At 32.8% G+C, this 19,289-nt stretch carries 15 protein-coding genes and 1 riboswitch; of the genes, 10 read left to right on the forward strand and 5 right to left on the reverse strand.

Going from position 1 to position 19,289, the window contains the following annotated elements:
* Positions 1-61: 61 nt before the first annotated feature.
* The 3 genes from B4L98_RS13000 (at position 62) to B4L98_RS13010 (ending at position 2,229) form a co-directional block, all read left to right on the forward strand.
* On the forward strand, positions 62-1,330 hold the full coding sequence (locus tag B4L98_RS13000) for a Y-family DNA polymerase (RefSeq protein WP_313349096.1): 1,269 nt from the start codon (positions 62-64) through the stop codon (positions 1,328-1,330).
* Positions 1,331-1,789 (forward strand): LexA family protein, encoded by a 459-nt coding sequence (locus B4L98_RS13005; RefSeq protein ID WP_038330372.1) that lies wholly within the window; start codon positions 1,331-1,333, stop codon positions 1,787-1,789.
* 56 nt (positions 1,790-1,845) lie between these two features.
* Positions 1,846-1,940, forward strand: a riboswitch (SAM-I-IV-variant riboswitch).
* Between the two features lie 49 nt (positions 1,941-1,989).
* Positions 1,990-2,229 carry a hypothetical protein gene (locus tag B4L98_RS13010; protein ID WP_291078421.1) on the forward strand — a complete coding sequence of 80 codons (240 nt, stop codon included), beginning with the start codon at positions 1,990-1,992 and terminating at the stop codon, positions 2,227-2,229.
* A gap of 55 nt (positions 2,230-2,284) precedes the next feature.
* On the opposite strand, the gene B4L98_RS13015 is transcribed toward B4L98_RS13010, so the two are convergent.
* Positions 2,285-2,683, reverse strand: coding sequence for a hypothetical protein (locus B4L98_RS13015; RefSeq protein ID WP_291078423.1), 399 nt, complete (start codon positions 2,681-2,683; stop codon positions 2,285-2,287).
* Positions 2,684-2,894: 211 nt separating this feature from the next.
* On the opposite strand from B4L98_RS13015, the gene B4L98_RS13020 reads away from it, so the two are divergent.
* From B4L98_RS13020 to brxL, 6 genes are read left to right on the forward strand one after another with little or no spacing between them, the layout of a single operon-like run.
* Complete coding sequence (locus B4L98_RS13020; RefSeq protein WP_291078425.1) at positions 2,895-3,638, forward strand: BrxA family protein; 744 nt, start codon at positions 2,895-2,897, stop codon at positions 3,636-3,638.
* A complete protein-coding gene (locus B4L98_RS13025) occupies positions 3,616-4,164 on the forward strand; it encodes a hypothetical protein (protein ID WP_291069887.1) in 549 nt (182 codons plus the stop codon). The genes B4L98_RS13020 and B4L98_RS13025 overlap by 23 nt, the downstream gene beginning before the upstream one ends.
* Positions 4,133-7,816, forward strand: a complete 3,684-nt coding sequence (gene brxC, locus B4L98_RS13030; RefSeq protein WP_291078427.1) for a BREX system P-loop protein BrxC — start codon at positions 4,133-4,135, stop codon at positions 7,814-7,816. Before B4L98_RS13025 ends, brxC begins: the two co-directional genes overlap by 32 nt.
* Positions 7,817-7,842: 26 nt before the next feature.
* Positions 7,843-11,454, forward strand: a complete 3,612-nt coding sequence (gene pglX, locus B4L98_RS13035) for a BREX-1 system adenine-specific DNA-methyltransferase PglX (protein ID WP_291078429.1) — start codon at positions 7,843-7,845, stop codon at positions 11,452-11,454.
* A complete protein-coding gene (locus B4L98_RS13040) occupies positions 11,454-13,685 on the forward strand; it encodes a PglZ domain-containing protein (protein ID WP_291078431.1) in 2,232 nt (743 codons plus the stop codon). Before pglX ends, B4L98_RS13040 begins: the two co-directional genes overlap by 1 nt.
* 17 nt (positions 13,686-13,702) lie before the next feature.
* Positions 13,703-15,751: a protease Lon-related BREX system protein BrxL gene (gene brxL, locus B4L98_RS13045; protein WP_291078433.1), complete on the forward strand. Its 2,049-nt coding sequence runs from the start codon at positions 13,703-13,705 to the stop codon at positions 15,749-15,751.
* A 262-nt stretch (positions 15,752-16,013) separates the two neighbouring features.
* On the opposite strand, the gene ytxJ is transcribed toward brxL, so the two are convergent.
* The 4 genes from ytxJ to B4L98_RS13065 form a co-directional block, all read right to left on the reverse strand.
* The gene (gene ytxJ, locus B4L98_RS13050; RefSeq protein ID WP_291078434.1) at positions 16,014-16,346 is read right to left on the reverse strand and encodes a bacillithiol system redox-active protein YtxJ; all 333 of its coding nucleotides are present in this window, start codon (positions 16,344-16,346) and stop codon (positions 16,014-16,016) included.
* Between the two features lie 223 nt (positions 16,347-16,569).
* Complete coding sequence (locus tag B4L98_RS13055) at positions 16,570-17,436, reverse strand: type II toxin-antitoxin system HipA family toxin (RefSeq protein ID WP_291078435.1); 867 nt, start codon at positions 17,434-17,436, stop codon at positions 16,570-16,572.
* Position 17,437: 1 nt separating this feature from the next.
* Positions 17,438-17,758 carry a HipA N-terminal domain-containing protein gene (locus B4L98_RS13060; RefSeq protein WP_038330354.1) on the reverse strand — a complete coding sequence of 107 codons (321 nt, stop codon included), beginning with the start codon at positions 17,756-17,758 and terminating at the stop codon, positions 17,438-17,440.
* The gene (locus tag B4L98_RS13065; protein WP_291078437.1) at positions 17,755-17,964 is read right to left on the reverse strand and encodes a helix-turn-helix transcriptional regulator; all 210 of its coding nucleotides are present in this window, start codon (positions 17,962-17,964) and stop codon (positions 17,755-17,757) included. Before B4L98_RS13065 ends, B4L98_RS13060 begins: the two co-directional genes overlap by 4 nt.
* A gap of 504 nt (positions 17,965-18,468) precedes the next feature.
* Between B4L98_RS13065 and B4L98_RS13070 the strand changes: the two genes are divergently transcribed.
* Positions 18,469-19,089 (forward strand): DUF6088 family protein, encoded by a 621-nt coding sequence (locus B4L98_RS13070; RefSeq protein WP_280046474.1) that lies wholly within the window; start codon positions 18,469-18,471, stop codon positions 19,087-19,089.
* Positions 19,090-19,289: the final 200 nt, after the last annotated feature.

Raw genomic sequence — 19,289 nt, forward strand, 5'->3', positions numbered from 1 at the left:
TATTATTTTTTAACACTTTTCCGCGACACCTTGTAGCGCTTTATTTGCTCAACTTTGTAACATGATGTATGCTTTAGTTGACTGCAATAATTTTTATGCTTCGTGCGAACGAGTTTTTAATCCAACCCTAAATGGAAAGCCAGTTGTGGTACTTTCTAACAATGATGGTTGTGTAATTGCACGTTCTAATGAAGCAAAAGATTTAGGCATTCCAATGGGTGCTCCTGCTTTTGAATACGAGAATAATTTTAGATTAAATAAAATTAATGTATTCTCATCCAATTATCCCTTATATGCGGATATGAGTAATCGCGTGATGATGATTTTAAAATCCTATTGTCCTGATATAGAAATTTATTCGATTGATGAATCTTTTCTTCTTTTCAAAGGCTTTGATAACTATGATTTGGTAAAGTACGCCCAAGAAATTAAACAAAAAATATATACCATTACCAAAATTCCAGTTTGTATTGGTATTGCTCCTACAAAGGCTTTAGCTAAAGTAGCAAATCGAATTGCGAAGAAATTTCCGAAACATCATAACGGCGTTTATATGATTGATTCGAAAGAGAAAATAAACAAAGCCTTAAAATGGTTAAAATGTGAGGATATCTGGGGAATTGGGCGACGTTTAGCTAAACGTTTATCTTATATCGGATGTCGTAATGCATATGATTTCACCTTGCTTGAAGATGAATACATCAAACGTAATTTCTCCATCGTCGAATTGCGTTTGAAAAAAGAATTATTAGGCGAAAGCGTTTTAAAATTAGATGAAGTTCAACGCAAAAAATCAATTGCGACCACTCGTAGTTTTGAGAAAACAATCAATGATTATGAAAATCTGAAAGAGCGTGTTTCTACTTTTGCTGTTTCTTGTGCCGAAAAGCTTAGAAAAGAACAATCTAAATGCAACATTATTACTGTTTTTGTGATGACCAATCGTTTTGATGAAAAGCAATCATTTGTTTCAAACTCATTAAGTACAACCTTAGATTTTGATTCGAATTCGAGTATCGTTTTGTCCAAATCTGCTTTATTTTTATTGGATAAATTGGTTCCTGCTGAAGGCAAAGTTCCTGATTATAAAAAAGCAGGCGTTATTGTTTCCGCAATTACGCCCGATAATCAAGCACAGATGAATTTATTTCATACAGAATCTCCAAAACATAAAGCGTTGATGAGTGTGATGGATAAATTAAATGCGAATTATGGCGATCATATGCTAAAATTAGCTTCGCAAGATGTTCGTAGAAAATGGAAAATGAAGCAAGAACGTTTATCACCTTGCTACACAACAAGATTTACAGATATTTTAAATGTTTATTAAATGGTACATTTTATTCAAGTTCCGAAATTCTCAGAAGAGTTAATCAATATCCCTATCAAAACAGATGGTGAAAAACGATTTGTTCAATTTTTTGGTGATGTTTCGGCAGGTTTCCCCTCTCCTGCTGCTGATTTTGTACAAAATAATATAAGTTTAGATGAAATTTTACTAAATCATCCCGAAGCAACTTATCTTAATCGTGTGGGTGGAGAAAGTATGTATCCTGAATATCTGAAAGGTGATTTACTTATCATTCGTTCTGATATAGAACCAAGACATCATGATGATATTGTGGTATCGGTCAACAATTCGGAATATACCTTCAAACGTTATGATGCCATCAACAAACAACTGATTTCTCTAAATCCGAAATACAAAAATTGTATTCAATTACAAGATGAAGATGTTGTCATTATTTTGGGTGTGGTTACCGATTTGGTGAGGCATAAGAGGAATTAAAAAAAACTATAAACTATTTTGATAATTTATATATAATCAATAATTTTATATCATAATTCAATCATCAAGAGTACATAAGGTACACCAACCGAGTTTAACAAACCACGGTGGTAAAGCGATGAGGGCTGTTCAGTCAAAAAATTGTCACTCTCTAAATTCTTAATGATTGATACTGTTTAATAAATTAAAGTATCAAAACAATGGAAAATTTAATTGAAAAATTTGAAAAAAACTTGATTTCACTTTCAGATCAAGAAGTAATTAACTCCTTCAATAAAGAGGTGGGTAATACTGGATGGGTTGCTGCACGAGCTCACTTTCTAAAAGCACTAACTAATCAATTCGAATCAAGAGAAATTGACTATTCAATCATTAAAAATGAAAATACAATTTCTTTCGCGAAAAAGGTTTTTCTAAAAGAAAAAAAACTACACTATTAAAAAACATGAGCCGATTAGCATAAATAATCGGCTCATGTTTTATAATTTATAATAATTAGTAAACCTTTACCACTCCTCCATTTTTTTCTTCATAACAACTTGCCCAAGTAAAATAATCATATTCAATTTCTGACCAACTATTAGCTTCATATTCGAACCCATAGTTTAAGTTACCTTGATTCAATTCAAGCGAAACATGTAAACGATCTTTGTATACAAAATCAATTGATTTATCAAACAGCGTATTGTTATTTAGTTTATTAAGTACAAGTTCAACCATGTTAGTTGGATGATACTTTTTCAACATATCATCTAACATTATTTCGCCGACAATTACAACGTCTAACGCTTCATTGTAACGATACAAAACCCAATAATTTTTTAATGATTGAACTTGATCGATTTCAAAAACTGAACAAGTACAAAATATTACATCAGAATAAACTTGACACATCAATTTAAATTTTTATAAATATAATTTTTCTTTTCAAAAGCAATTATCTGTTACTATTATAATATTACCTTTTTATTATCTCCACGACTTATTTTGTCGCTATACTTTTTTATATTTGAAAAACATTAACAAATATGGTTTACCGTAATTAATTATCCGTTAGTATGACTTTATTTGCAGATTAACATTTTGTATATTTACATTTTTATATATGCACATCAATTCTAACATAAATATTTTAGGTGGCTTACCAGAATTCGAATTAATCAAAACTTTTTTGATGGATTCTGATAATCAAGGGAAAAGCCATTTAGAATACTCTGATATAAGAACCTTAAAAGCAGTGAATCGTTTCAAAAAAGCGATTCAGGAATCGTTTGTGTCTAAAACGGTAGATATAAATAATTTGTTTTTACCTTATTTAAAAGAAAAGAGTATCAACGAGAATTTGTATTTCTTGTTTCTACTTTTCTCGTTCAACAATGATTTATTCAAGTATTTAAACGATACTGTTTTTTTTCCTGTTTATTATTCTGGGAGAAGAATCATCAAAAAAGAAGAAGTTGAAATTTGTCTAAAAGATCTGCAAAAATCGAATGAAACATTAAGCAATTGGTCAGATTCAACCATAACGACAACAGCTTCAAAATATTTAACGCTTTTAAAGAAGTTTGGTCTTTTGTCTGGTGTTCAAAAGAAAGAAATAGTTTACAAGAATCTATCATCTGAAGAATTTCTTGTATTCGTTTATTTTTTGTCTATAACAGAAGAAAATTCGAATAAGATTCATTCCGAATGGATTAAATATTCATTTTATGAAAACGAGTTTTTCCTTCAAAAAGTGTTGGAAAAACAACTGATCCGTTATGTAGAGGTACAATACAACGGAGATAATTTAAAAATAAAACCAATGATTAACTACGATAAACTTTATGAAACACTTAAATCCTCATAATGCAATTTTAGAATTAGAACGCTTAGTGTCGTCTAATGATTCTGAAATTAAATTACAAGCAAATGGGGGAAACTCTATTTTATTGGTTTGTAAGCCTTCAGAAGAAATTAATTTTATTTCAGAGTTACATCAATTAGAAGCATCAAAATATCAAATCATTGATTTGAACCAAATTTTGGTGGAATTTGTGGAGAATAACAGAGAAGATGTTGAGTTCTATTTAGAACATCTACAAGCTTCGTTGGATCGTATATTCAAGAATGACTTAGAGGCACAACCAGACTTGTTTCACTTGATTATAGATAAAGTTGAGCAAGTATTCCAGGATAAAAAAATTCCTGTTATTATCAATACAGGGGTTATCTATGCTACGCACTTTGATATGTTATCTTTAATGGAAAGTAAAACCATTATGGATGCTGCTTTACCTGCTGTATTTTTATATCCAGCAGAATACAATCAAAACAACCAATTAGAATATTTAAATACAAGAATTGCATCCGAATACAGATGCAAAATTATATAGGCCATTGCATATGAAAATAAAAGATTTACTATCTATAGACTTAAACGTAGATATTAAGAATGTAATCAATATTGAAGATATTTCAGAAAACGAAATTCAAAAAGAGATTGAAGACTATATCGTAACCGATGGTTTAGCGAAAGATTTTGAGCAATTCTTGGATAAATTTACTTCCAATGCCGTAGAAACTGGTGTTTGGATTTCTGGTTTCTATGGATCAGGAAAATCATATTTCGCTAAAATGATTGGGTATTTATTGGCCAATCAAAACATTAACGGTACACCTTCGCGTGAACGATTATTAAATCGTTTTACGGGGATTGAAGATGAAATGTTCTTCAAAAATAAGATTGCGAAATTAGATCGTTACCAAAACTTGGTTGTCTTTTTAGATATTGCAAAACAAGATACCTCAAAAGGATTCAGCTATACCTTATTCAAAAACTTTTTAAAGTCTATCCACTTACCACAAGATGAATACGGATATATGCTATTCAACTCGATGATTGCGGCAGGGAAGACTGATATTTTTTCTTATGTAAAAGAAGTTTTGGGTAAAGATTGGACAGAACTTAAAGGCAATATGCGTACGTATTTTACAGCTTGTAAAGACATTCACATCAAATCTGGCCTTTCTGAAAAAGAATACGATCAATTATTGGTTTCTATTCGTTCTGCTATTGATGTATTTTCTCCTGCTGATTTAGCACGAGAACTGAAATCATATATTCAAATCAAATCCGATACATCTATTGTATTTATGTTTGATGAAACTTCGGAAGCCATCAATCAGCGTAAAATAACCTTACTTGATTTAGAAGGAGTATCTGAAGCATTAAATACATTAGGCGGTAAAGTGTGGACTATTGCTATTGCACAAGAAAAATTAGACGATGTGATTTCTAACGCTAATATTTCTAAAGCAAGTTTGGTTAAAGTTACCGACCGTTTTGTGGAGAAAATTCACTTAGAAGCAACAGAGGTTGATACGATTATTAAAAGCCGAATTCTTAAGAAAACAACGGAAGGTGTAAAATTATTAAATGATTATTACCAAGCAAATTCAGGTAAAATTGGAGACCATTCTAATTTGAATGGTTACGGTATTTCGAATACAGCCACTGTAGAATCATACACATCATATTACCCATTTTACGAAAATCAATTCAGTCTATTACAAAACTTCTTATTTGGTACCAAAGGTTATGCTTCTACCAAAGTGGCGGCTCGTGGTATGATTATCACGACTTTTGATATCGTAAGAAAGTTAGTAAAAGAAGATGAACTATATAACACCGTAACGGGATGGCAAATTGCTCGTGAAGCCAATAACCAACCCGATATTCGTCTATCAAGCCGTTACAGCGCAGCCGAAAAAGTATTAGAAAATAATACCATCAATGGCCGTAAACTGTTAGAGACGATCAACTTCTTGAGTGAATCGGAAGTGGTGAAAACCTCGGTGCTAAATATTTCGAAAGCTTATTTCAATAATGCAGATGATGTTATTAAGAAGCAAAACGAAATTAAAGAAGCACTACAAATTTTAGTGGATGCTAAAATTGTAATTGAAAGTGATAACGCATTCAAAATTACCTCTGACGTTGAGCAAAAGATTTTGGATGAAATGAACAGTTATGCAGTACAAGGTTATTTAAAGAAAGGGCGTTTAATTGACTACTATAAAAAATCAAGTTTAATCCAACAACTGGGAAGTGTTACGGATGGTATTAAATTCAACTTTAACGTACAATCAGACGATAAGGATGATTTATTGAATCCAAATGTAAAAGAACTAGCCATTCAAGTCAAAAGCTTGTACACGATGTCCGAAAATCGTTTGGCAGAAATCAATGAATTGAAAAGCCAATACGATGAGCATAAAGGACTAGCTGTTTTATATCCAGAAAATGATCATTTTATTGAAATTGATAAATTGATTGATGGCATTATTCGTATTGAGCAAGTGGAGCAAAAGTACCCGAATAAGTCTTCTGAAGAAGGGAAAGTGGTTCAAAATTTATTACGTAATAAAGAAGACAAGGAACACTCTTTAAAAAATGCAATTGATAAAGCTTTGGCTTCTTCAACCTTGATTTATTGTTTCAATACGTCAATCTTAAACGACACCAATTTCGCTTCGGAAGTGCAAAACTTACAGAAGAAAATGGTTTCTAACGTATACAATAAGCGTTTACAAAGTCAGATGCCAGAAGCGGTTGCGGTACAGGTCATTAAAGAACAAAGCCCAAGTCGATTACACACATTATTCAACAGCAAAGAGTTTGCATTTTTCGATGCGAACGGCAACTTTATTGGCGAAAATTTAAGTGTGGTGGAAGAAGTAACGCACATCATTCGCAATTCGTTTGTAGCTGGGACAGATATCGAAGCTAAATTAGCTGGCGCACCAACAGGATATGCTTACGGTACCATACTAGTAACTTTAGCTGCTTTGTTACGCGCTGGTCGTTTAGCTGTGAAAACGCCTACGCAAACCAATCCAATTTATGCCGTTACAGATAAAGGTGCATTAGATATTTTCTCAAAAGCCAATGAATTTAAGAAAGCATCTTTCAAAGCCAATACCCAATCGTTAACAGCGCATCAAAAAAAGCAAATTGTAGAATTCTTCTTGAATAATGAGTTAGAATTCGTTATTCAGAAGCAGGAAGGCTACAAAATAGATTATAACACCAACGATTTTCAATTGGCTACGGCCATTAAAGATTTAGCCAAGATCTACATCCATAAAATTCAAAATTTGACGGACAACGTTAAAGATTTTGCGGTGTATTTCCCGAAAGCCAAAGAATACAAAGATTACATCAATGCGTTTACAGGCAATGTAACGCCGGATAATTACATCAGTCGTGCTAACGATTTTATCAGCCAAAAAGAAGAGCTAGAAAGCGCTGTTCTTAAAGTGGATAAAATGGAGAAGTTTGTGAAAAATAATTTGAGCAAACTGCAAACGTGGGCAACCTACATCCAAGAGGTAAAAACAGATTTAAACAAAGCCAATGCGTTGGATGCTTCTATTGCCGATAAAATGGAGGAATACGAATCTATTTTAAAAACGGACATTACCAAGGCATTTCCTCAATTGCAACAATTGGCTCAGGAAATTAAGGACAAATACCACACGAAATTTAAAGCCTTAATAGAGCAATATGCGGTAGAATTTAAGAAACTACAAAGTAAAGCAGAAGCCATTCAATTGGATATTGAAGCCTTGCCAAACAACCAAAATGCAGGGATTTTACAAATTGTAAAACAACACCTTCAGTTTGCAGCGCAACGTGCGGTTACGGAGTTGGATTTAGAGTTTTCTATCATCAATAAAAAATCGGGATTCTCGTATTCGGAGTACGCAACGGCTACAGCATTAATCAATCAAAAGGATGTGGATTTAGACATTCAAAAAGCATCGATTGTAACAGCAGTTCCTCAACCAACACCTAAGCCACCAACAGATGGTGAAGCACCTTCTGGAGTAGTACAAGAATCTGCTAAACAAGTCATTCGTAAAATTAAAGCGCAACTTCCTGCTAAAAACTTAACGGTAGTAGCATATAAAGAATGGTTGACCAAAGAGTTACAAAAAGTGGCCAATGCGAAGCCGGACGATGAGATTGAATTCGAAAACTAAAAACCATATAGAAAACGCTAGAATTAATGAAACTATCAGATCATACAAATCATATACGCCAAACGGTTCAATCTGCTGTAGAAAACAGATTGGGCCGCTTAGGCATTGCTATAAATGCTGCAGAAGTTAACCTTTCGGCAGAACAACAAAAAGAAAAGGAACGCTTGTTAGAAGTGTTCCAATCGTTGAAAGAAGAAACAGGAACTAAGGAAAAAGCCTACGAAAAGTTGGTAGACGAATTAACCTTTACCTTATTCAACCGTATCGCGGCATTAAAAGTTTTAGAAGCTTTTACCCTAATTCCTGAAACCATCACCCAACGTCCTGAAAACGGAAATCGTTCGTTTGCGCATTCAGCGTATTTGGAGCAATATCCAGAAAAACGCAGCGAAGACCAAGAAGGTTTGGTGGATTTTATCCAGTACGAATTCCAAAATTTGGCTGAAAATTTACCTTTATACAGTTTGTCGCATTATTACCATTTGTTGCCAACGGCCATCGAACTGAAAGCCATCATTGATGCGTTTAATGCGGTAGAAGCAGACGAAAAAGACATCGATCCTGAAATTTGGAAATCGGATGATGTGTTGGGTTGGTTGTACGAAAGTTACAACAATTACAAAAAAGTAGCCCACAAAGACTCGAAAGCCAAAACAGAATACGACAAAGTATCTATTCAATCACAGGTATATACGCCCAAATGGGTGGTAAAATTTTTAGTCGATAACAGTTTGGGGAAACAGTATTTGGAGATGTACCCACATTCGGACATCAAAAACAAATACGCCATTGCCAATGCAACAACCGAACGCGTGCGTGACATCAAACCTTTACACGAAATCAAATTAATCGATCCAGCAATGGGATCGGGAAATTTCTTGTTGTATGCCTTTGATGTATTCTACGATTTGTACCAAGATCAGATTGATAATTATGGTGCCGATTACGAGGAACGCGACATTCCGAAATTAATATTAGAACACAACTTATACGGGGTAGATTTAGACAACCGTGCCGCTCAAATTGCGCAATTAGGCCTTTACATTAAGGCAAGACGTAAAAAACGTAACATCAAAATCAACCATTTTAACTTAGTAAGTTCAGATTTTATTTTGCCTGAATACGAAAAGGTAAAGCATATATTTAACCCAAATGGTGAATTAAAGAAAGAATTAGAATCTTTAGTAATTGACCTTTGGGACGACTTACGCCAAGCGCATAAGTTTGGGGCTTTAATTCGTATTGAAGAAATTGTAGAAAGTAGATTAGCTGTTTTTGAAAATAGAGCAGTAAACTTATTTACTTCCGATGATCATAATTCTTATCTAGAATTCCGTCAATCTTTCATCAACGATTTGTACCAAGCCGTAAGTAATTACGCTTCTACAGGGGCGCACAACTTTATGCAAGTACAGGCAACCAATGCCGTAACCTATTTAGATGTGTTGACCAACAAATACGATGTTGCAGTAGCGAACCCACCGTATACTGCTAGTGATGAATATGGTGAAGAATTAAAAACATATATAGAAAAGAATTATAAAAAGTATTATGAAAACTTATATTCTTGTTTTATCAAAAGAAATATTGAGTTAGTAAATGAAACTGGATATGTTTCGATGATTACGCCGCAAACATTTATGTTCACTTCTTCATTTAAAGACGTAAGAAACATAATTCTACAAGAATCTAATCTTGATTTCTTAATACAATTTGGGTATGGAGGTGTTTTTTCGATTTCTGTTGATCCTGCTTGTTTTATATTAAATAAAGCAAGCAAAAATGGTAAATCAATTTGTATTAAACTTGATAATACCTTTTCGAATGACAAGGTAAATGTATTTAATAACTTATACAGCAAAATTTGTAATGGAGATTTTGATGATAATTTAGTAAGTGTAGTTAACCAAAATGAGTTTAAAAAAATTAAAGATCTTCCATTCGTATACTGGATATCAAATAATTTTAGAGAAAAGTTTAGCACTTTCAATTTAGATAAAAATTTAAAAGTTTGTCAAGGTTTAGCAACCGGTGAAAATGAAAGATTCTTAAGATTTAATTGGGAAATTAAAGAAGGAGATGATAAGTGGGTTACATATGCTAAAGGTGGAACATTTAATAAATGGTACGGAAATCTTTGGTTAAAAGTAAATTGGGAGAATGATGGTTTTGAAATCAAAAATTTTAAAAATGATAAAGGGAAAATTAAATCCCGTCCACAAAACGAAAAATACTATTTCAAAGAAGGTATAACATATTCAGCAAGCGGAAGAGGCGGATATGCATTTAGATATTTACCTGAAAATTCAATTTTCGACGTCGGTGGATCTTCAATTTTCTTTGAAAATGATTTTAATGATCTTTATTACGCTTTAGGTATTTTAAATTCTAAATTAATACATTTTATCGCAGATTGTTTAAATCCAACAGCTAATATTCAAGTAGGTGATATTAAAAGATTTCCTTTCGTAATTAATAAAGATTTCCAAATTCAAGTTTCTGAATTGGCAAAAATATGTTATGATAAAGAAAAGTTAAAACAAGAATTCAATATCTATGATGTAAATTTTAAAAATCTTTTTGATTTAGAATATAATGATCTGCACACTATTTATATTAATTACGAAGAGAATAATATTATTAAGTTATTTGCCGAAGAATTATTGAATCAATTAGCATTAGAAATTTATAATCTTTCAGACAACGATAGAGAAAATTATAATTATAAATTTGGTCAAACGTTCTTCCTACATCCTGTAAGTAATGATGCAATAGAGTATTTTAAAAACATATTGAATAATAGTCAAATAAATATACTGTTTAATAATGATTTCGTATTTAATATTGAAGATAATTTATCAATTATTTCTGATGAAATAATTGATAAATATCTAAAATCAAATGCAACATTAGAAGATTATTGTTCTAAAAATAATATCAATCCTATTGAATTATTGTATAAACTACATAATTATGAATATAAGATTAATTCATTGTTATTAAGGTATATAAAAGATTCTTTGGTAGGACGTATTAATCTTATCTTACAGCAAGATGACGATGGTATTATTCCATTGTATAAAAATTCAATTGAAGGTTCAATATTTGATAGATTATTTACAAATCTTAATAACTCTAAAAATGATAGAGAACTAAATGAAATATTCAGATTTATAGATGTAGCGAAGTTTATTGAAGAAGAATTGTTTATTTATTTAACAGACAGAGTTAATCTATTTTCAAACCTTCCATCAACACCATTCATTTGGCATCTGTCTTCAGGCAAGTACAAAGCCTTTGAGGTCTATACTTCTATTTACCAATGGAACCGCGACAGTATTTTCAAACTAAAATCGGTTTATGTAGCCAAACGCAGAGAGCAGTTGCAATTGCGCAAATCGGATTTACGAGATGTTGAATCAGCAGCTGCACAAGCAGAAAAAGAATTAATCTTTCATCAAGAAATCGAACTTGATGCTTTCGAAGCCAAATTGGATGAATTGATTGCAGAAAACTACAATCCGATATTAGACAGTGGTGTAGCGAAAAATATTGCGCCTTTACAGAAAAAAGGTATGATAAAAGCAGACATTTTAAAAGCACCTCAATTAACAAAATATCTAAACGCAGACTGGTAATGGTAGATCAATGGATACAACAAGAGCTTCAACATCAGTTGAGCCGCAGACAGTTGGTCGTGGTACTGGATACAGAAGGCCAATTAACGCAATTAGTTCCTGCTTGGCAACAAGCAGGCTATCAGTTGCACCAATTAAATCATAGCTTGGCAGAAGAATGGCAACGGGTAAAAGAAGAATTGTTTTTACGCGTAGACATCGAGAAAGCCCCAAAAGTAGAGACCATCATCTACTCTCAAAGACCCAAGAAGCAACTGAGCTTTTTGTACGATTATACCGAAACCCACGGCGTTTTAGATTTTTCTAACGCCGAGGAATGGTTACGTCAAAAACTCTTTGCAGAAACAGGTTTGCAAATTCAATTAACCAAAGAAGAACTATTAACAGCTGCTAAAGCCAGCGTAGGCAAAGACATCAAATGGTGGAAAGCCGTTATTCAAGGCTTAGCTGATGTCGTTAATTTGGAACAAGAAATATTGCCGTTTATCGCCAACCCAGACGCTTGGGAAAAAAGCAAGTCGGCAGAAGAATTGGCGTTTGTACGTCAAAAGTTATTTGCTTACATCGGTCAGCCACAATCGGATAAAGCCGTTTCGGTATTAGCCAACGAAGTGGTAGAACAGTTGCTACACAACGTAGCACTTAATCAATTAGCTGATGATAAGGTGTGGTATACCAACTGGTTAGACAGTAACCAATACATCGGCTTATTAAAGCAACGCAGCAAACATTTCGCTTTACCGAGTGGCATCAACCATTGGGAAGTGGATAGCAACCATTGCTTTGAGGAAATCGATCGTAAACAATTACGAGATGTAGTAGCCAACTTGCACAATGCAGCCTTCAAAACCAAATACCACAGTATCATCAACAAACGTGGGCTGAATAGCCGTAATCCTTTGGTGCCAACGTGGTGGAAAGACATCAGTACAGTGCTGAGTTTTGATCCAAGTAGAATTGCGAAGCTTTACAACTTGCAAGATGTTATTGCGTATTATGTGACAGAATTTCAGAAATTAGATCGTGCCATACGCAATCTGTACCAAGCCTTTTTAAATGAAGCGGATATCATCAAACCAATTCAAGAATATTACCAAGGCATCAACCAGGAGTTAATCGATAAATGGTTTACCTACAAAGCAGATTATAAAACCAATCAACAAGGATTTTTAGTAGAGTTAATTAAAAATACCACTAAGAAAATTGCAGTAATTGTGGGTGATGGGGTACGTTGGGAAATCGCTAATGCGGTAGCAGAAGCTGTGGATAGTACGTACGAAGTACAAAAGCAAGTGATGTTGGCTGATTTGCCTTCAGAAACCGAACATAATATGTCGGCTTTGTATGTGGGTAATAATCGGGTACTTAAATTACAAAGCGACCGTGAGAAAGAATTGGTGCAGCTAACGGGGAAAGAAATTACCTTCAAAAAGTTGGTGGATACCAATGCAACAACCCAAGATCCAATCTTGGTATTAACGTACAAAGACATCGACAGTGCAGGAGAAAAATTGCAGTTAGATGCCATTAAACTGTTTGCTGAATTTGAGAAAGTATTGATTACTAAGATTGAAGAACTGTTGCGTGCAGGATACGAAGAAGTACATTTGGTTACCGACCACGGTTTTGTGCTAACAGGTTTATTATCGGATGCTGATAAATTAGAAGTAAACATAGAGGGCAATCACAGCAAGAGTGAACGATACATTCGTTCGGTTGAGGAACAACACAATGATATTTTATGGAGTATTGAAAAGCCATACGAAAACTATCAATATGTGAATGTCGCTCAATCCGATCGTCCGTTTCGTACGCCTGGCGTATATGGTTTTGCACACGGAGGTTTTGCACCACAGGAAGTCATCATTCCTAATTTTAAGTTTACCCGTAAAGGAAGTGCGCAACCTGCTTTGCAAATTTTCATTTCCAACAGAGACCAACTCAAAGAGGTGTCTGGAGAATATTTTAAATTGAAGTTGGCAACACAAACCAGTGGTAACTCTTTATTCGATGCGCAGCGTACCATCAATATTGTGTTGTATCACAATAATGTGCCAATGCAAACTTTAGAAGCCATAGACATTCATAAAGACCAAGTGTGGGATAAAGAATTCGGTTTCAATGGGAAAAATGAAATCGTTGTCATCATCGAAGATAACAATACAAAAGAAAAGCTAGATCAAGTAACCGTGAAAAAATCTTCAGCAAGAGATTTGGGTGGTTTGTTTTAACTTAAAAACTTTGAAAAATGATTCAATTAGATAATTTAGATACTCAAGCCATTGAAAACTTTAGAGGATTCGTGGTAAAAAAAGATTTAGTAGGTATTGTAAAAGGAGGTGCCAATGTGCCTGCCTTTGTGTTGGAATATTTATTAGCCAACAGTTGCAGTACAGACGATGAAGAAAAAATAAAAGAAGGGTTAGAAAATGTTCGTGCCATTTTACGCGATCATTATGTCAATCCAGAAGAAAGTTCTTTAATCCAATCAAAAATTAGAGAAAAAGGTCGTTATAAAATCATCGATAAAATCTCCGTAGAACTTGATGCAACCAAAGATACCTATTGGGCAACCTTAGTAAATTCCAATATCAAGAATGCCAACATCACAAGCGATTTAGTGCGACAGCACGAAAAGATTTTGTTGGGTGGTATTTGGGCAATTATCGATGTAGAATACGATCCATTAATTACCATTGGTTCTAAAGTATTCCCATTCGTTGTCAGTAAAATTACACCGATTCAGTTGTCATCATTTGATAATTCTACTATTGTGGATAAGCGTAAAAACTTTGATACGGCTGAATGGAAAAAATTATTATTGCGTAGTGCGGGGTATGAACCAGAAAGTGAAGGAATGGATGAACGTATGCAAGATTTATTACTGTGTCGTTTAATTCCGTTAGTGGAGAAAAACTTTAACATAGTTGAATTAGGTCCACGTTCTTCGGGTAAATCTTACATCTACAAAGAAATTACACCCTATGCCATTCTTGTTTCGGGTGGCCAAGGGACAGTAGCCCAATTATTCGTAAACAACTCATCGGGTAAAGTCGGAGCTGTGGGATTATGGGATGCCATTTGTTTTGATGAGAGTACAGACAAACTTTTCAAAGACAAAGATGCCATTCCATTGATGAAAGACTATATGGAATCAGGATCATTCTCTCGTGCGAAAAACGGAGAAATTTCAGGTTCAGCATCGATCATCTTAAACGGAAACATCAATCAGCCCGTAGATACCGTTTTACAAACTTCTCATTTATTTAGTCCATTATCAGATGAAGTAAATGAAGATACCGCATTCTTAGACCGTATTAATTTATTCTTACCAGGTTGGGAGATTGTAAAATTCAGTCCGTCTAACTTTACGAAGCATTACGGGTTCAGTACAGATTTCTTTTCTGAGTTATTAAAGTCGCAGCGTAAAATAACATTTACGGATGCATTAGATCAATACTTTGCTTTAGGAAACCATTTAAAACAACGTGATGCCAAATCTGTACGTCGTATTGTATCAGGTTTTGTGAAGTTATTACATCCACACGGAGAATATACGAAAGAGGATATACGCAAGTACTTAACAATTGCAATGGAAATGCGTCGTCGTGTAAAAGAGCAATTAAAACGCATTGGAGGTATGGAATTCTGGGATACCAATTTCTCTTACATCGATAAGGAAACTCAGGAAGAGATCTTCGTGGGTCTGCCGGAAGAAAAGGGCTCAGCCTTAATAGAATCAAACCCACTTTCCCCTGGGACCTGCTACACAGCGACCAGCGACGGCGATAACAATGCGGTGGTCAAGATTGAAGTTGTTTCACTGCCTGGTAATGGAAAAGTAAACATTACAGGTACTTCGAATCAATTAGTAAAAGAGAACATCAAAAATACATTCAACTATTTAAAAGCAAATGAAAAAACGATTCTAAACGAACGTCATTCATTAAGTAATTTTGATATCAACATTCAAGTTTCAACGATTTTAGGTTCTAATGTAACGGATGGAATTGGGGCTGCTGTTTATGTGGCCATCATCTCTGCTTTATACAAAAAGAACTTAAAAGGTGGCCTAGCGGTACTTGGAAATATATCAATTGGTGGTGCCATTGAAAGAGCCAATAACTTCGCAGACCGTGTATCAAGTTTATCTGAAAACGGGGCTAAAATAGTACTTGTGCCAATGCTAAATATGTCAGAGTTTGGCACTTTGCCACTAACTATTTTTAGTAAAACAGATGTGCCATTCTACACGGATGCACAAACGTTGTTACAGAAGGTGATTTTGGATGTATAAATACTTTTTAATTCAAATAATTGTAACTAATATTTACTAAAATTGTTACAAAATAAAAAGTTATTTAAACGTTAAGTACTCTAAAAATCAAATAGAAACAAAGATTTCAAAATCTCCTTTTGGCGAATAATATTTTTTGATTTAAGATTTTCAAAATATTAAAATTCATAACTTAAAATGTCCGTTATTCTATACAATTTGATTCGTTTTGCATGGAATAACGGACATTTAATATTTGAACATTAATTACTTCTTAAATACCTTATAAATTAACTAATTGATCTAATTGTTTCTGAATTTCTTCATTTTTTATTTTACGATGTGATGCATTGTACACACATTTTCCATCTTTTATAATTAGGATTTGCGGTGATTCGTGCTGAACATTGTATCGTCGTTCAATCTCATTAGAGAGTGGTCTATACGTTAATAAATCTAAATAATTCAGTTCAAAATCGCTTTCTTTTACAATATCCCAAATTATATCACATAACCCACAAGTTGTACTGTGTTTATAAATAATTTTTGGTTGATTAAAAGATGCTTGATCAATTTGATCTAAGTGATCTAAAGTTGTAATATATATTTTTTTCATTTTTGATTCTATTATTTCGCTTCTAAAATTACGTTGAAAAGAAGGAATAACCTATTCCATTTTGCTTATAGGATAAATTATAAAAAATGTTTTAAGGAAATCTCCTTGTTCATTTTTTTACTTTACAATTATTTTCAGTTTCTTCAATCGACGCTGATAACTTTGCAAATAATTACGTTTTAACTTATCAGATAAAAACGATTTATTGATTAAATCTTCCACTTTATCTTCTTTCGAAGTTAAANNTAATTGATTTTTCTGTCATTTCTGCTTTTTCTCCCAATACAATGAATTGATCAATGACTTTTCCTTTCGAGATAGATTTCGGTAATAATCCATCTTTTAAAGCAAAATCAGCATCCTCGATATGAATTTTAGTATTTAGTAAATCATAAGCTGGACTTAATTTAAAATCGCCTTGTTGAGTTTCGATTAATGAAAAATTCTTTAAATGAGCATCTCCATTGGAAAACAGATAATTGAATACGATTAATGTATATAGCTTAGGCGCTTCTATTTTCCAAGCAGGTACATATTTTTTTAAAGCATCAAATAACTCCAAATAATTCCCCTCATATTTATATTGTTCTCCATCTGTCGCAGGTGATTTCCCTAATAAAGAAGCGAAATCCTCTACTGCTAATTTTTCACCATTTTCATTGTAATCAAAACGCTTCGTAAGATAAGCTGGACTTCCATCTTCAAAAAAAACTAATACATTTTCTGCTGTTTCAATTTTAAAAATTTGTTTAGCGATTTGCATCGTTAAATGTTCATTTGCTGGTGCAAATTCACTATTTTTAGGTAAATCAGATATCGGTTTCAGAATATATAGACCACTTTCAATTTCATTCGTTAATCGTAATTCATTACCATCAAGAATTAAAGAATATTTCTCTTGAAATCCTGAAATAGAAATATGTGTTTGATTTTGGTTAAAACTACTTTTATCCTTACGATCAGTTGGCGAAGTATAATTTAAAAATGGACTTACCTTTTTACCATTAAACATTTTCTTTAGAACAACAGGACTGTACGCATTAAAATTTTCTTTTAAAGAACCGGGACAATTAATTAATTCTAATTTCATTTTACACTCTTTCTATTGTTACTGCACCAATTGTATCTATTTTAGATGCTTTCAATAATATTCCAAAAGCATCATCTTCATCAATCTTATATGTTTTACAAATCATACGTTTATTTACCCCTTCTGGTAATAAATGATAGAAAAAAGGAAACAAAGTTTCAGAATCAAACTCTTTTTGATTTTTAGGCAACGTTAAACTTATAGAAGGCTTAGAATCATCATTTAACCAATCTTCATTATAGATAAAATGAAAGCGACCATTATCCAATTGCGTTAGAACTCCTGCCCTTTCTCCTTTATATAAAATTTGAGCAATTCTCATGATTCAATTATTTTAACCTCTAATTTAATTTCTAATCCTAAGGCATCACACAACTTTTGAAGCGTTTCTAAAGTTGGATTACCTTTACCACTTTCAAATTGTTTTAATGTACGTAAACCTACACCCGAAATATCTGCTAATGTTTCTTGTGATATCGCTAAAACTTTACGACGTTCTTTTATCTGTTCGATTAATAATAGTGTCATATAATGCACTTTTAATGTAAATTTAGAAAGAAATTTGATACAAAACAAGAAAAGTGCAACTAAATGCACTTTCTAAAGAGTGTTGCTCGTTTTTAGTCTAAAAGCATATAAATAGTGCAATATATTGCACTTAATAAATCTTAATTTGAAAACAGAACTAAATAATGGGGAGGTTAGATGGATTTGAAAAAGCTAACCCAAGCTATATTTGTAAACTTATACACTTTAAAAGACAGTGCATTTTTAAAGAAATAGGCCAAAAAAACGTGAAAGATGAATTCATAAATCTAATACATTCTACTGTGCTACAATTAAATAATGTAGTCATTCAAAAAACAATTAAAGTACACCCCTAGGTATACAAGATGATCTTTTCAAACTAGCAGCAGATGATGAATTTGGGCGAAAATTACAAGATATAGAATTACTATAATTACATTTTTAAAATTAAATTTTGTCACAAATTTTCACTAAATTTGTGACATAAAATTAACCAAAAACAAAATGAAATCAGCTAAAAATCAAATAGAAACAAAGATTTCAAAATCATCTTTTGGCAAAATATTTTTTTTAGCTGATTTCTCAAAATATGGCTCTTCAGATAACATCCGTAAAGTACTTTCTCGTTTAGAAAAAGAAGGTTTAGTTGAGCGTTTAGCTCAAGGTATTTATCTTAAACCTAAAAAAGATCCGTTGTTAGGTACTATTTATCCCACAACTGAAGAAATAGCGAAACAAATCGCACAACGAGATAAGGCACGTATTTCTCCCTCAGGAGTTTTGGCTTTATATTTATTAGGATTAGCAACTCAGGTTCCTTTAAAAGCTGTATATCTAACTGATGGATCACAACGCGAAATAAGAATAGGAAATCGTACCATTCAATTAAAAAAAACAGTTCCTAAAAGCTTTGCCATCAAAGATGAATTATTACACTTAATTGTTCAGGCTTTTAAAGAAATAGGTCAAAAAAACGTGACAGATGAATTCTTAATTCAAATACAACCTAACGTGCAACAATTAAATAATGAAGTGGTTCAAAAACAATTAAAGTACGCTCCTGTTTGGATTCAAAAACAAATTATTAATATCATTAAAGAGCAAAACAAATCAAGAATTATTTAATCAGTAATATTAAATTGTAATAATTAAGATTGATTCTTTTATCGGATATTGCTAATATTTCGTTAAAATATTAATACTTTTTGTACACCAATAGTACACCACACTCCCCTACACTATTGATAAATAAAGGCTTTTATACTTTCTGTATCGGGAAGTAACACTTATTAAAAATTATGTTATGTCGTACTTCATGACTTCGT

This window comes from Empedobacter sp. UBA5528, assembly GCF_002426075.1.
GTDB classification, from domain to species: domain Bacteria; phylum Bacteroidota; class Bacteroidia; order Flavobacteriales; family Weeksellaceae; genus Empedobacter; species Empedobacter falsenii_B.